The following is a 13,716-nucleotide window of genomic DNA, read 5'->3' on the forward strand; positions in this document are numbered from 1 at the left end:
GTGGACCCCGGTGACTGTGGGTGGAAGTGTCAGTTCAAGGTGGGTAGCTGGACGTCGACCCGCAGGCCGCCGTACTCGGCGGGCCGGGCCGCGATGATGCCGTCGTGGGCCTGGGTGATCGAACGGGCGATGGCCAGGCCCAGCCCGGCCCCACCGCCCTGCGAGGTCCGGTCCCGGGCGAGTCGGCGGAACGGCTCGAACAGACCGGCGACCGCCTCGGCCGGCACGGGCTGGCCGGTGTTGACCACTGACAGCGCGGGCACGCCGCCCACCACGACGGTCAGCGAGCCGCCCGGCCGGTTGTACTTGATGCCGTTCTCCACCAGGTTGGTGACCAGTCGTTCCAGCAGCACCCGCTCGCCGACGACCACCCGGGGTTCGAGATGGGTCTCCACGGTGACGCCGGCCTCCCGGGCCCGGTCCCGGTAACCGGCCAGCACCCCCTCGACGATCGCGTCCAACCGCTGCGGTATCCGCGAACGGAGACCCTGGTCGCTTTCACTGAGCGCGAGCAGGCCCTCGATCAGTCGTTCGTTGCGCTCGTTGGTCTCCAGCAGCTGACTGGTCAGCAGCTCCAACTGCTCGCCGGTGAGCGCCGTGGCCATACCGACCTCGATGAGCGTCCGCTGCACGGCGAGGGGCGTACGCAGCTCGTGCGAGGCGTTCGCGGCGAACCGCCGCTGCCCCTCGTACCCGGCGGAGACGCGTTCCATCATCTCGTCGATCGCCCTCGACAGCCGGGCCAACTCGTCGCCGCCCCGGGGCCGGATCCGGTGGCCGAGGTTCTGCGGGCCGAGCTGCCCGATCGGCCCGGCCAGGTCAGCGACCGGGCGCAGGCACCACGCCGCGGCGAACCAGAGCCCCACCAGGACGGCGAGGGTCACGAGCAGGACGGCCACCAGGGGCAGCATGAACGCCCCCGGCCGCACGTTGCGGCACACCGCCGACATCCCCGGCACGGGCAGGTCACAGAACTGCTGCCCCCAGTTCCAGGTCACCTGCGACAGCACCTTGCCCATCGCCGGCAGTACCGGGCCGGCCAGCAGCGCCAACAGCCCCACCAGCAGCACCCGACGTCGGGGCGTCCAGCTCACGCCGTGCCGCCGATGCGGTAGCCGGCCTTCGGAACGGTGTGGATGATCGCGGGATCGCCGAGCTTCCTGCGCAGGGTCATCACGGTGACCCGTACGGCGTTGGTGAACGGGTCGGCGAACTCGTCCCAGGCCTGCTCCAGCAACTCCTCGGCGCTGACCACCTGGCCGTCCGCGCGCAGCAGCACGTGCAGCACCGCGAACTCCTTGGGGCTCAACGCGAGAGGGCGACCGTCCCGGGTGGCCAGGTGCCGACCCACATCCAGGGCCAGGCCGTCCTGGGCGAGCACAGGTGGCAGCGCCGGCGTCGACCGTCGCCCGAGGGCCTGCACCCGGGCCACCAACTCGGCGAAGGCGAACGGCTTGGTCAGGTAGTCGTCCGCGCCGAGGCCGAGGCCCTCCACCCGGTCCCGGATGCCCGCCGCCGCGGTGAGCAGCAGCACGCGCGTGCCGACCTGCGAGTCGGTGATGCTGCGGCACACCTCGTCGCCGGTGTGTCCGGGCATGTCCCGGTCCAGCACCGCCACGTCGTACCGGTTCACCCCGACCCGCTCCAGCGCACCGTCACCGTCGTAGCAGACGTCCACGGCCATCGAGAGGCGGCGCAGCCCTTCGGCCACCGTGTCCGCCAACAACCGCTCGTCGTCCGCCACCAGCACCCGCACGTTTTTCCGCTCCCCCAGTTCGGCTTGCCCGGCATACCGTCGCAGGCCCGGGTTAAGGGTTCTGTAAGCACCCGCCGCAGCCATCCTCCACGCGGCTGTCCAGTGGGCAAACCACCGCAACCCAGCCCCCGCCCCCTTCGTCCCCGTCTCACGTCACCCGCGCCAAACGTCCCAACGACACGAAGAGCCGAAGCAATCATGAGTGACCCGCGTCACGAGCGCCCCGAAAGGTCACCCCCGCCCCGCCCCGCCCCGCCCCCGCCCCGGCCCGGCCCGCCCCGGCCCCGCCCCCGCCCCGCCGATCTTGCACTTTGTGCTGCCGAAATATGAGTAAGGCGTTTTTTGTCGGGGCAGAAAGTGCAAGATCGGCGGGTGAGGGCACGGACCGCGGGCCCGGGCACGGGCGGGTTAGGAGAGGGCGGCGCGGATGGTGGCTTTGATGTGTTCGGGGCGGCTGTAGAGGTCTCGGTCGGTGAAGTAGCGCATCCGCCAACCCGCTGCGGCCAGCCAGTTGATCCGCTCACGGTCGTGCCGGAGTCGATCGCGGTTCAGGTGCGACAGTCCGTCGTACTCGATGCCGATTCGGCGTTCGCGGTAGCCCAGATCGAGCCGGTACAGAGGGATGCCGTGGCGGTCGGTCACCCATAGTTGCGGCTCCGGCGGCGGCAGGCCTCCGTCGATCAGGATCAGCCGTAACTGGCTTTCCTGTCGGCACTCCGCCCTGCCGTCTGCCAGCGGTACAAGTTGGCGGGCCTGGCGGACACCCCGCAATGAGTTGTGGGCCGCAACCTCGGCCAGCAGTTCATCCTGGGTGACCAAGCCCGACCGCAGGGCGGCGTCGAGCACTGGAAGTGCGTCGACCCGACGAGCGGCGCGAGCGAGGTCGACTGCGCAACGTGCCGGTGGCACGCAGGGCAGGCCTGCGACGAAGACCGGCCGAACGGGTAGAACCGTCCGGTGAACGACCACCCCGGGCAGACGGGGCTTTGGCACCTCGGCGGGCAACTGGATGTGGATCAGATCGTCGCGCAGGACCCCGAAGCCGTATCGGCGGGCGGCGCTCTGCCTCGCCAACATCGCCCCATCGGGCAGCCGGAGCATCAGGGCACGCAGTTCGTCGTCGTCGTCGCAGGGCTTGTCGGCGTAGACCCCTCTGCGCACACGCAGGATTTCCTCGCGGTCGAGCCGAGTACGTATCCGTCCGACGGTGAGCTGCCGCATCAGCGCGTCCGTACGCCACAACTGAGTTGCCATGGAGGGAGGCTGACCGACCCGGACCTCCGCCAGTGCCCCACAACAACTACCTGTGGAAAACCAACTCCCCTGTGGACAACCCCCACAACAACCTCAGTCGTGCTAGCACCAACCCCGAAAACCCCAACACCCCAAACCCCTCAACCCCGCGATCTTGCACTTTCTGTCGACGATATGTCTGATAGGAGGCATAAGTAACCGCAGAAAGTGCAAGATCGCGGGGTTGACGGCGGGGTGAGGGGGGTGCGGGGGGGGTGCGGGGGGGTGCGGGGGGTGCGGGGGGGTGCGGGGGGGGGTTAGTCGCAGGCTATGCCGTCGCCGTCTCGGTCCAGGTCGTAGATGTCGTCGCCGATGACCCTGATCGGCCCTCTGACGTAGGCGGGGCCGTTGCCGCTGCCACCCGCGCAGTCGACGTCGCTGGCGATCGGGACGCAGCCACTGTAGTTCGGGTCGCACTTCGACGACTGCGGCTTCTTGGTGCCGACGGCCACGACCTGGGTCACCGGCTGCTTCGTCACTGCGGATTTGACCAGCTTCTTGGCCGTCCGCACGCCGTCGGTGGTGGTCACCTCGTAGGTCATGGTCCGGACGCCGTTCACGCCCTTGGTTCGGACGACCCGCTTGCCCTCGGCCAGCGACGAGTCCTTGACGGTCCGCTCGCCGTACCGGATGGTGGCCTTCTCCGTCACGGTCGTCACCTGCACCACCGGCTCGGCCGCCGCGCTGGACGGGCTGGGTGCGACCGACGTAGGGGCCGACGAGGGCACCGTGGAGGGCGGCGCGGCGATCGGCGACGCCTCCTCGGTCGGCTCGCCGGGCGCGGCCAGGATCGGCTGTTGCGGTTGCTCGGCGGCGGTGCCGGTCTTGGTCGGCTCCGGCTCGCCGGTCAACGCGCCGACGATGGCGGTGCCGGTGCAGCAGAGCAGCAGGATCGACAGCGTCACCGAGCCGAGGATCACGGCGACCCGGCTGGCGGGAGTGGCCCGGCGGAACCAGTTCGGTCGGGGCGTCTGGCCGAACGACGGCGGGTACGGCGGCCCCGGGTGCTGTGGTGGTTGCATCGTCACGGCGATGAGTGTCGTCGCAAACACAGCGTGCAATATCCCCCGTCGCGTTCGTCACCTGCGCCTTTCGCTTCGCGGGAAAGATCGGTGGGCGCGTTGGCGGGCGACGAGTCGGCAGGTGCGGCAAACCTCCAGGCTGGCGGGGCAGGGCCGATCGTGCGGGTATCAGCACCAGCAAAAGCCGCAGATCCTGACGCACCGCATCGACAGCGGCCGGACACCGAACGGCGGCGACGGAACTGTCGCGATGCCGTCAGCGGGGCGGGCTCACCGTTCCTCCATCGCCCACGGTGAGCCGTAACCGTTCAGCAGGTCGAGGAAGGGAATCGGGGGCATCGCCTCGGGCCCGAGCACGCCCACGCCGGCCCACGCGCCGCTGGCGAGCAACTCCAAGGCGACGACCGGGTTGACGGCGGTCTGCCAGACCACCGCCTGGTGCCCGTACTCCCGCATCGACCACTCGTTGTCGACCACGTGGTACAGGTAGACCTCGCGGGGTTGCCCGTCCGGGCCGAGGCCGCGTACCCAGGTGCCGGCGCAGGTCTTGCCGCGCATCCGGGCACCGAGCGTGGCCGGGTCGGGCAGGCTCGCGGCCACCACGTCGCGCGGGGAGACCTCGACGCCGCGTACCCGCACCGGGGAAACGGAGTCCAGACCGAGCTTGTGCAGCGTCTTGAGCACCTCGATGAACTCGTCGCCCAGGCCGTACTTGAAGGTGACCCGCCGGGCCTTGACCCAGCGCGGGATGAGCAGCACCTCCTCGTGCTCGACGTTGACGCACTCGACCGGGCCGATCCCCTCGGGGAAGTGGAAGACCTCCGGCTCGGAGAACGGTTCGGTGGTGAACCAGCCCCGGTCCCTCTCCCAGATGACCGGCGGGTTGAGGCACTCCTCGATCGTTGTCCAGATCGAGAACGAGGGCGCGAAGTCGTACCCGTCGACTGTCAGGTTCGCCCCGTCCCGGACACCGATCTCGTCGATCTCGCTGAACAGGTCGTCGGCGGCGTAGCGGGCGAAGACGTCGGAGAGGCCGGGCTCGACCCCGATGCCGCACAGCGCCAGGCGACCGGCCGCCGACCAGGTGTCGGCCAGCGCGAACTGTTCGTCGCCGAGCTTCACGCCGGTCTCGACGTGTGACAGCGACATCGCCATGTCCAGGTAGTCCGCGCCGGCCGCGAACGCGCCGTCGAAGATCGGCATGACGAACCGCGGGTCGACGGCGTTCAGCACGTGCGTGATCCGGTGCTCCCGGCACAGTGCGGCGACCGCGTCGGCCGAGGAGGCGTCCACCTGGGCGGCGACGAAGCGGTCACCGTGCCCGGCGACCGCCCGTTGGGCCCGAGCGGGGTCGTGGTCGGCCACCACGATGGTCTCGAAGAAGGTGCGTCGGGCGGCGATGGCTACGGCGGCGGAGCCGACGCCACCGGCGCCGACGAGGAGGACACGCATCAGGAATCAAACCCCAAACCGAAACGATCGAGAGTACGGAGCCAGAGGTCGCGCCGACCCTCGCGCGCGTCGGCGCGGGCCAGTGACCAGCGGGTGAGATTGATGCCGACCGCGCGGACGGGTTCCGGTGGGAACGGCAGTGGCTTGCGGCGAACGAGGTCGAGCCGGGTCAGCGGGGTGTTCCCGCCGTCGAGCAGGTCGAGCAGCACCCGCGCCCCGAAGCGGGTGGCCCCGACGCCGAGGCCGGTGTAGCCGGCCGCGTACGCCAGCCGACCGCCGTATGCGGTGCCGAAGAACGGGCAGAACCGGGTGCAGGTGTCGATGACTCCGCCCCAGCGGTGGCTGAACCGCACGTCGGCGAGCTGCGGGAACGTGGTGAAGAAGTGGCGGGCGAGGGTGGTGAAGGTGGCCTGTCGTTGTTCCAACTCGGGCGCGACCCGGTTGCCGTAGTGGTAGACGGCGTCGTAACCGCCGAAGAGGATCCGTCCGTCGGTGGTGATCCGGTAGTAGTGGAACTGGTTGGCGGTGTCGGCGAGCCCCTGCCGGTTGCGCCACCCGATGGCGTCGCGCTGGGCGGGGGTGAGCGGCTCGGTCATCAGCACGTGGTCGTAGACCGGCACCAGGTACGCCCGCAGCCGGCGTAGCAGCGGCGGGAACGCGTTGGTGGCCAGCACGACCCGACGCGCCCGGATCGAGCCGGGCAGGCCGGCGGCACTGATGTCGGCCCGGCCACTGTCGGCCGGGTGGGCGGCGGGACCGGTGCCCAGGGTGCTGGCGTGCAGGGCCGCACCGTCGGCGCGCAGTCCGGTGACCCGGGTGTGCTCGTGCACGCGTACGCCGAGGTCGAGGCAGGCGCGGCGCAGCCCCCAGGCCAGCTTCGCCGGGTCCACCATGGCCACCCGGTCGGCGTCGAACATCCCACCCAGGTACGTCGGTGAGTGCACCTCGGCGCGCACCTCGTCCCGGTCGAGCAACCGCACCCGGTGGCCGTACCGGCGGGCCAGGTCCGCGTCGGCGGCCAGCCCGTCGAGTTGGTACGGCTCGACGGCGACGGCCAGCTCACCCGTGCGCTCGAAGTCGCAGTCGATGTCGAACGTCTCGACGGTGGCGGCGATGGCGTCCAGGTTGTCCCGGCCGAGGCGTTCCAACTCGCCGACCTCGTCGGGGAACCGCTCGACGCCGTTGGCGAGGCCGTGGGTCAGCGAGGCGGCGCAGAAACCGCCGTTGCGCCCGGAGGCCGCCCAACCGCAGGTCCCGGCGTCGACGAGCAGCACGTCCCGGTCCGGGTCCGCCTGTTTCGCCAACAGCGCGGCCCACAGTCCGCTGTAACCGCCGCCGATCACGAGCAGGTCGGTGGCGTGCCGACCGCTCAGCGGCGGTAGCGGGTCAGGGCGGTCCGGGCGGTCGAGCCAGTACGGCACGGGTGCCGCGTCGGCCAACGCCCGGCCGGTATGCGGGAGCGTCATGACCGCCCACCCGCCGGGTGGTCCGGAGCATCGGGGCGGGTCATGACGACCGACGCGGGTGACCTGACGGCCCGGCCAGCAGCGCGGCGCGGCGGGCCCGCCGACCGCGCAGCGAGCTGAGCCCCACGAGCAGCAACGCGACCGCGAACATCGCCGTGCCGATCACGTTGACCTGCGGTGGGATGCCACGCTGGGCAGCGCCCCAGACGTACATCGGGAACGTGACGGTGGTGCCGGCGTTGAAGTTCGTGATGATGAAGTCGTCGAAGCTGAGCGAGAAGGCCAGCAACGCGGCGGCCACGATGCCGGGCAGCACCAGCGGCAGGGTGATCCGCCGGAAGGTCTGCCACTCGTTGGCGTAGAGGTCCATGGCGGCCTCCTCCAGCCGCCGGTCCATCCCGGCGAGCCGCGCCTTGACGGTGACCACCACGAACGACACGCAGAACATCACATGCGCGATCACGATGGTCCAGAAGCCCTGCGGTACGCCCGCCGACACGAACAGGGCCAGCAACGACGTGCCCATCACCAGTTCCGGGGTGGCCATCGGCAGGAAGATCAGCACGTTGATCCCGGATCGGCCACGGAAGCGGTGCCGGACCAGCGCGAACGCCATCAGGGTGCCGAGCACTGTGGCGACGACCGTGGCGATGAAGCCGATCTGCACGCTGCGGACCACCGCGTCGCACATGTCCGAGGTGGCGCACGGCTGTCGCCAGTTGTCCAGAGTGAACTCGTTGAAGTCGTACGACAGGCGGCTCGACGGCCGGTTGAACGACAGCCCGGCCACCACCAGGATCGGCAGCGCCAGGTAGCCGAGCACCAGCAACGCCACGATCATCACCCAGCGGTCCGCGAACCAACGGGAAACCCTCACAGGACCTCCTCCGTGCCGGCGCGACGGAGATAGCCGAAGACCACCGCGAGGATCGCCGCCATCAGCAGGAACGACAGCGCGGCGCCCTGCGGGTAGTCCAGTCGGACCAGGAACGCCGAGTCGATGACGTTGCCGATCATGTATTCGTTCGGGGTGCCGAGCAGCTCCGCGTTGATGTAGTCGCCACTGGCGGGGATGAAGAACAGCAGCGTGCCGGCGACCAGACCGGGCATGGACAGCGGCAGCGTCACCCGACGGAACGCCTGCACCGGGCTCGCGTACAGGTCGGTGGCCGCCTCCAGCAACCGCGGGTCAAGCCGCTCCAGACTCGCGTACAGCGGCAGCACCAGAAACGGCAGGAAGTTGTACGTCAGGCCGAGCACCACAGCGAACGGGGTGGCCAGCAGCCGACCGTCCGGGGCGAGCAGGTGCACGTCGCGCAGCAGACCGACGAGCGCGCCGTTGTCCGACAGGATCGTCTTCCAGGCCAGCGTGCGGACCAGGAAGCTGGTGAACATCGGCGCGACGACGCACACCAGCAGCAGGTTCTTCCAGCGGCCGGCCTTCTGCGCGATGGCGTAGGCCAGTGGGTAGCCCAGCAGCAACGCCAGCACCAGGGCCAGCCCGGCGTAGCCGAACGAACGCAGGAACTGCAGCCAGTACGCCTGGAGCACGTCCGGGTAGTTGCCGACCGCCCAGGTCATCGCGTACCCGGTGGAGAGCGAGCCGCTGGGGTCGTACAGGCTGGCCGCCGCCAACTGCACGAGCGGCACACCGAAGAAGATGAGCAGCCAGGCCGCGCCCGGCAACAACAGGAGGTACGGCAGGAGTCGGCGTCGCCCGGACCGGGCTGCCGGCGGCGCGGGTGGCGGGTGCCCCGATCCGGTGGGGGCCAGCAGGGTCACGACGACGCACCCACCGGCTCGTCCAGCACCGGTGACGTCCGGTCGGTGTCGGCGGCGTCGCGGGGCAGCAGGAACGCGTGCCGCGGATCCCAGTGCGCCACGGCCTCGCTGCCGACCGCCACAGTCGTCGACGTCCCACTGTTGGCGGCGAAGACCGACAACTCGGTGCCCCAGCCGGTACGCAGCAGGTACTGCGTGCTGACTCCCACGTAGGAGGCGTCGGTGACCACTCCGGTGACGTGCTGATGCCCGGCGGGCACCTGGTCGGCGGAGCCGACCAGAATCAGCTTCTCCGGGCGTACCCCCAGGTGGACCGGGCCGCTCTCGGCCCGTGCGCGGCCGGCGGGCACGGAGAAGCGCGTGCCGTGCGCCGTCACCGCGACGTCGCCGCCGCCGACGCCGGTGGCCTCGCCGGCGAGCAGGTTGGACTGGCCGAGGAAGTTCGCCACGAAGGCGGTGGCGGGAAACTCGTAGATGTCGGCCGGGGCACCCAACTGCTCGATGCGGCCGGCGTTCATCACCGCGACGGTGTCGGCCATGGTCATGGCCTCCTCCTGGTCGTGGGTGACGTGCACGAAGGTGATGCCGACCTCGGTCTGGATGCGCTTCAGCTCGATCTGCATCTGTCGGCGCAGCTTGAGGTCGAGTGCGCCCAGCGGCTCGTCGAGCAGCAGCACCTGCGGCCGGTTGATCAGCGCGCGGGCGAGCGCGACCCGTTGCTGCTGCCCCCCGGACAGCTGGGCGGGTCGGCGGTTGCCATAGCCGTCGAGCTGCACCAGCGACAGCATCCGGGAGACCTCGTCGTCGACCGAGCGGATGCCGCGTCGGCGCAGCCCGAAGGCCACGTTCTCGAAGATGGTGAGGTGCGGGAAGAGCGCGTAGCTCTGGAAGACGGTGTTCACCGGCCGCTTGTACGGCCGCAGCCGGGCGATGTCCGTGTCACCGAGCAGCACCTGGCCGCTGGTCGGCTCCTCCAGGCCGGCGATCATCCGCAACGTGGTGGTCTTGCCGCAGCCGGACGCGCCGAGCAGCGCGAAGAACGAGCCCTGCTCGATGGTCAGGCTCAGGTCGTCGACAGCGGTGAAGACGCCGAACCGTTTGGTGAGGTCGGCCAGGCGCAGGTCGCCGGCGGGTGTCTCGCGCGCCATCCTCATCACGCCCCGATGACCTGTTGGAACTTGCCCTCGTACTCCTTCTCCTGCTTCTCGTCCAGGGCCATGAACACCTTGGACTTCGACAGCAGCGCCTCATCCGGGAAGATCAGCGGGTTGGCGGCCAGCTCGGGATCGATCTTCTCCATCTCTGCCTGAGCGCCCTTGACCGGGCAGATGTAGTTGACGTACGCGGCGAGCTTCGCCGCGACCGCCGGCTCGTAGTAGTAGTTGATCAGCGCCTCGGCGTTGCCCTTGTGAGTGGCCTTGTTGGGGACCATCATGTTGTCGCTGTAGAGCATCACGCCCGAGTCCGGCGCGACGAACCGCACCTTCTCGTCCTCACCGGACAGTTGGATGACGTCGCCGGACCAGCCGATGCACGCCGCGATGTCGCCCTTGGCCAGGTCGGGCGCGTAGTCGTTGCCGGTGAACTTGCGGATCTGCCCGGAGTCCACTGCCTTCTTGAGCTTGTTGAGGGCGTCGTCGAACTGGGCGGCGGTGAAGTTGGCCGGGTCGTGTCCGTTCGACCCGAGCAGCAGGCCCATGGTGTCGCGCATCTCGCTGAGCGCTGTCACCTTGCCCTTGAGGTCGGGGCGGGTGAGCAGTTCGTCGACGGTCCGCAGTTCCTTCGTGACGTTGCCGTTGTACGCCAGGCCCGCCAGGCCGGACTGCCACGGGATGGAGATCCGGTTCTCGGTGTCGAAGGGTCGGTTGAGCAGCGACGGAAGCAGGTTGGCCTGCACGTTCGGGATCTTCGCCGGGTCCAGCTTCTGGATCCAGCCGAGCCGGATCATCCGGGCCGCCATCCAGTCGGTCAGCACGATGATGTCGCGGTCGGTGCTCTGGCAGGCGGCAAGCTGGTTCTGCACCTTGCCGAAGAACTCGTTGTTGTCGTTGATGTCCTCGGTGTAGGTCACCTGGATGCCGGTCTTCGTGATGAACTCGTCGAGGCTCGGCCGCTTGGACTCGTCAGCGTCGTCAACGTCCATGTACTGCGGCCAGTTGGCGAAGGCGAGTTTCTTCTCGGTGCCGGAGAGGTCCTCGCTGACGCAACCAGCTTCGGTCTGCTGCGCGCCCTTGGTGCCGCAGCCCGCGAGGCTGCCGCCCATGGTGAGCAGGGCGGCCGAACCGAGAGTGCCGGTGAGCAGTCCACGCCGGGAGAGGGGCCGGAGGGGAGTACGCATGACGACTCCTAGGGGGTCATCGTCGGCGGGCGGGACGGGGGAGGCACGCCGGCGGGAATGTCGGGAGGGTCAAGTGCCATGGACGACTGATCCTGACATGAGGTGACCTCCCTTACAAGGGATTCCGTTGTGGGAATAGCGATGCACGACGAAATACGCCAGACTACGCGGTGATACACGCGCGACATCAGGATTCGGGACATGGGGAGCGGGCAATGACAAACCGGCAGCACGAGAACAGCAACGGGAGTCGACGCGTCGCTGTCCGTGAAGGCGCCAATCACGCTCTGCTGGATGACGTGGCCAAACAGATCATCGAGCAGCTCCAGGAGGACGGCCGCCGCCCGTACGCGACGATCGGCAAGGCGGTCGGGCTGTCCGAGGCGGCGGTCCGCCAGCGGGTGCAGCGACTGCTCGACTCCGGCGTGATGCAGATCGTGGCGGTGACCGATCCGCTCCAGCTCGGCTTCAACCGGCAGGCGATGATCGGCCTACGCACCGACGGCGACCTGGAGGCGGTGGCGGACCGGCTGGCCGAGCTGGACGAGGTCGACTACGTGGTGATCACCGCCGGGTCGTTCGACCTGCTCACCGAGGTGGTCTGCCGCAACGACGACCACCTGCTGGAGATCCTGCAACGACTGCGCGCGGTGCCAGGCGTGATCTCCACCGAGGCGTTCGTCTACCTCAAGCTGCGCAAGCAGACCTACACCTGGGGTACGGCCTGACCGTCCCTTGATCCACTCGACTTCACCAAACGCGGCATCGACCACGCCGGGACCCCGCGGATTCAATGAACCGGGAGTGGATCGAGCGCAGGGCCAAGAGGGCGCGGCCACCGGTCGGGCGCTTTGGAGCTGATGTCGTGGACGAATCGGCCGGCGGGACCGGCGACGAGCCAGCCTGACCGACCCGCTCGGCGCAACCCGGGCGGCCGTGCGGCACCTCGACAAGGCGGCCGTGATATCGCAAACGATTCAACTCCGAAGGCCGCGACCACCACACCCTCAACTCCTGCCGACTGCCGGTCAACCAGGCCAGCAGTGATGCGGATTCCGTTGCATCAGTGGCGCGCATACGCTGAATCCGTCGCCAACTGACCGTGGTACGGCCGATAACACTTGCCCCGGAGGACTCGACTGTGCGATAACCGTTGGCAGAGCGGCCGGCCTCACCCCTTTGACCGGCCCGACGACCGATGGGGCTGACATGGCCAACGCCACCGACCACCTCTGGATGCACTTCACCCGGATGGCGAGCTACTCCGCCGGTGAGGTGCCGACCATCGTGCGCGGCGAGGGAGCGTACGTCTGGGACGCACAGGGTCGCCGCTACCTGGACGGGCTCGCCGGGCTCTTCGTGGTCAACGCCGGCCACGGCCGCACCGAGCTGGCCGAGGCCGCCGCCAAGCAGGCCGGCGAGCTTGCCTACTTCCCGCTCTGGTCGTACGCGCACCCGAAGGCCGTCGAGCTGGCCGAAAGGATCGCCGCGCTCACCCCCGGCGACCTCAACCGGATCTTCTTCACCACCGGCGGCTCCGAGGCCGTCGAGGCGGCGTGGAAGCTGGCCCGCGCGTACTTCAAGCGCACCGGGAAGCCCAACAAGTACAAGGTGATCAGCCGCTACATCGCCTATCACGGCACCTCGATGGGCGCCCTGTCGATCACCGGCCTGCCCGGCATCAAGAGCGACTTCGAGCCGCTGGTGCCGGGTGCGATCAAGGTGCCGAACACGAACTTCTACCGGGCGCCTGAGCACGGCGACGACCCCGAGGCGTTCGGCCGTTGGGCCGCCGACGAGATCGGGCGGGCCATCGAGCGGGAAGGCCCGGACACGGTCGCCGCGGTCTTCCTTGAGCCGGTGCAGAACTCCGGCGGGTGCTTCCCACCGCCGCCCGGTTACTTCGAGCGGGTACGGGAGATCTGCGACGCGTACGACGTGCTGCTCGTCTCGGACGAGGTGATCTGCTCGTGGGGGCGGTTGGGCGAGTACTTCGGCGCGGTGCGCTACGGCTACCAGCCGGACATCATCACCACCGCCAAGGGCATCACCTCCGGCTACGCCCCGCTCGGCGCGATGATCGCCAGCGACCGGCTGATGGAACCGTTCCTCACCGAGACCGGCATGTTCGCCCACGGCGTGACCTTCGGTGGGCACCCGGTCTCCTGCGCGGTGGCGCTGGCCAACCTGGAGGTGTTCGCCCGCGAGGACCTGGTCGGGCACGTACGCGCCAACGAGGACGCCTTCCGCGCCACCCTGGAGAAGCTGCACGACCTGCCGATCGTCGGCGACGTCCGCGGTGACGGCTACTTCTACGGCATCGAAATGGTCAAGGACAAGACCACCCGGGAAACCTTCACCGAGGCCGAGTCGGAGCGCCTGCTGCGCGGCTTCCTCTCCACCGCCCTGTTCCAGGCGGGCCTCTACTGCCGGGCCGACGACCGGGGCGACCCCGTCATCCAGCTGGCCCCGCCCCTGATCGCGGAGCAGCAGCACTTCGACGAGATCGAGCAGATCCTCCGCACAGTCCTAACCCAAGCCTGGACCAAGCTCTAACCCCACCCACCCCACCCCACCCACCCCACCCACCCCACCCCCCACTGCCAC

At 69.3% G+C, this 13,716-nt stretch carries 12 protein-coding genes; 2 read left to right on the forward strand and 10 right to left on the reverse strand.

Annotation, left to right across the window (positions count from 1 at the left end; all coding sequences use genetic code 11):
- Nucleotides 1-29 precede the first annotated feature (29 nt).
- From ACIBEF_RS02785 to ACIBEF_RS02830, 10 genes are all read right to left on the reverse strand, one after another.
- Entirely contained in the window at nucleotides 30-1,094 is a 1,065-nt protein-coding gene (locus tag ACIBEF_RS02785; protein WP_396790598.1) for a sensor histidine kinase, read from the reverse strand.
- Nucleotides 1,091-1,756 (reverse strand): response regulator transcription factor, encoded by a 666-nt coding sequence (locus tag ACIBEF_RS02790; RefSeq protein ID WP_396790600.1) that lies wholly within the window; start codon nucleotides 1,754-1,756, stop codon nucleotides 1,091-1,093. The genes ACIBEF_RS02785 and ACIBEF_RS02790 overlap by 4 nt, the downstream gene beginning before the upstream one ends.
- 408 nt (nucleotides 1,757-2,164) lie before the next feature.
- Complete coding sequence (locus ACIBEF_RS02795) at nucleotides 2,165-3,010, reverse strand: DUF559 domain-containing protein (protein ID WP_396790602.1); 846 nt, start codon at nucleotides 3,008-3,010, stop codon at nucleotides 2,165-2,167.
- A 296-nt stretch (nucleotides 3,011-3,306) separates the two neighbouring features.
- Nucleotides 3,307-4,071 carry a G5 domain-containing protein gene (locus ACIBEF_RS02800; protein WP_396790843.1) on the reverse strand — a complete coding sequence of 255 codons (765 nt, stop codon included), beginning with the start codon at nucleotides 4,069-4,071 and terminating at the stop codon, nucleotides 3,307-3,309.
- 270 nt (nucleotides 4,072-4,341) lie between these two features.
- Complete coding sequence (locus ACIBEF_RS02805; protein ID WP_396790604.1) at nucleotides 4,342-5,523, reverse strand: saccharopine dehydrogenase C-terminal domain-containing protein; 1,182 nt, start codon at nucleotides 5,521-5,523, stop codon at nucleotides 4,342-4,344.
- A complete protein-coding gene (locus tag ACIBEF_RS02810) occupies nucleotides 5,523-6,989 on the reverse strand; it encodes an NAD(P)/FAD-dependent oxidoreductase (protein WP_396790606.1) in 1,467 nt (488 codons plus the stop codon). Before ACIBEF_RS02810 ends, ACIBEF_RS02805 begins: the two co-directional genes overlap by 1 nt.
- 40 nt (nucleotides 6,990-7,029) lie before the next feature.
- Nucleotides 7,030-7,866, reverse strand: a complete 837-nt coding sequence (locus ACIBEF_RS02815; protein ID WP_396790608.1) for an ABC transporter permease — start codon at nucleotides 7,864-7,866, stop codon at nucleotides 7,030-7,032.
- A complete protein-coding gene (locus tag ACIBEF_RS02820) occupies nucleotides 7,863-8,771 on the reverse strand; it encodes an ABC transporter permease (RefSeq protein ID WP_396790610.1) in 909 nt (302 codons plus the stop codon). Before ACIBEF_RS02820 ends, ACIBEF_RS02815 begins: the two co-directional genes overlap by 4 nt.
- Entirely contained in the window at nucleotides 8,768-9,925 is a 1,158-nt protein-coding gene (locus tag ACIBEF_RS02825; RefSeq protein WP_396790612.1) for an ABC transporter ATP-binding protein, read from the reverse strand. The genes ACIBEF_RS02820 and ACIBEF_RS02825 overlap by 4 nt, the downstream gene beginning before the upstream one ends.
- On the reverse strand, nucleotides 9,925-11,109 hold the full coding sequence (locus ACIBEF_RS02830) for a spermidine/putrescine ABC transporter substrate-binding protein (protein WP_355005590.1): 1,185 nt from the start codon (nucleotides 11,107-11,109) through the stop codon (nucleotides 9,925-9,927). Before ACIBEF_RS02830 ends, ACIBEF_RS02825 begins: the two co-directional genes overlap by 1 nt.
- Before the next feature lie 215 nt (nucleotides 11,110-11,324).
- Between ACIBEF_RS02830 and ACIBEF_RS02835 the strand changes: the two genes are divergently transcribed.
- Nucleotides 11,325-11,837, forward strand: a complete 513-nt coding sequence (locus tag ACIBEF_RS02835) for an Lrp/AsnC family transcriptional regulator (protein WP_355005591.1) — start codon at nucleotides 11,325-11,327, stop codon at nucleotides 11,835-11,837.
- A 481-nt stretch (nucleotides 11,838-12,318) separates the two neighbouring features.
- Complete coding sequence (locus ACIBEF_RS02840; protein ID WP_396790614.1) at nucleotides 12,319-13,665, forward strand: aspartate aminotransferase family protein; 1,347 nt, start codon at nucleotides 12,319-12,321, stop codon at nucleotides 13,663-13,665.
- Nucleotides 13,666-13,716 lie beyond the last annotated feature (51 nt).

This window comes from Micromonospora sp. NPDC050795 (assembly GCF_044456785.1).
Taxonomy (GTDB): Bacteria; Actinomycetota; Actinomycetes; order Mycobacteriales; family Micromonosporaceae; genus Micromonospora.

What these genes read in the sequence shown, in the direction of transcription:
- ACIBEF_RS02795 (WP_396790602.1), bottom strand. Translation starts at nt 3,010, where the DNA reads ATGGCAACTCAGTTGTGGCGTACGGACGCGCTGATGCGGCAGCTCACC.
- ACIBEF_RS02800 (WP_396790843.1), bottom strand. Translation starts at nt 4,071, where the DNA reads ATGCAACCACCACAGCACCCGGGGCCGCCGTACCCGCCGTCGTTCGGC.
- ACIBEF_RS02805 (WP_396790604.1), bottom strand. Translation starts at nt 5,523, where the DNA reads ATGCGTGTCCTCCTCGTCGGCGCCGGTGGCGTCGGCTCCGCCGCCGTA.
- ACIBEF_RS02810 (WP_396790606.1), bottom strand. Translation starts at nt 6,989, where the DNA reads ATGACGCTCCCGCATACCGGCCGGGCGTTGGCCGACGCGGCACCCGTG.
- ACIBEF_RS02825 (WP_396790612.1), bottom strand. Translation starts at nt 9,925, where the DNA reads ATGAGGATGGCGCGCGAGACACCCGCCGGCGACCTGCGCCTGGCCGAC.
- ACIBEF_RS02830 (WP_355005590.1), bottom strand. Translation starts at nt 11,109, where the DNA reads ATGCGTACTCCCCTCCGGCCCCTCTCCCGGCGTGGACTGCTCACCGGC.
- ACIBEF_RS02835 (WP_355005591.1), top strand. Translation starts at nt 11,325, where the DNA reads ATGACAAACCGGCAGCACGAGAACAGCAACGGGAGTCGACGCGTCGCT.
- ACIBEF_RS02840 (WP_396790614.1), top strand. Translation starts at nt 12,319, where the DNA reads ATGGCCAACGCCACCGACCACCTCTGGATGCACTTCACCCGGATGGCG.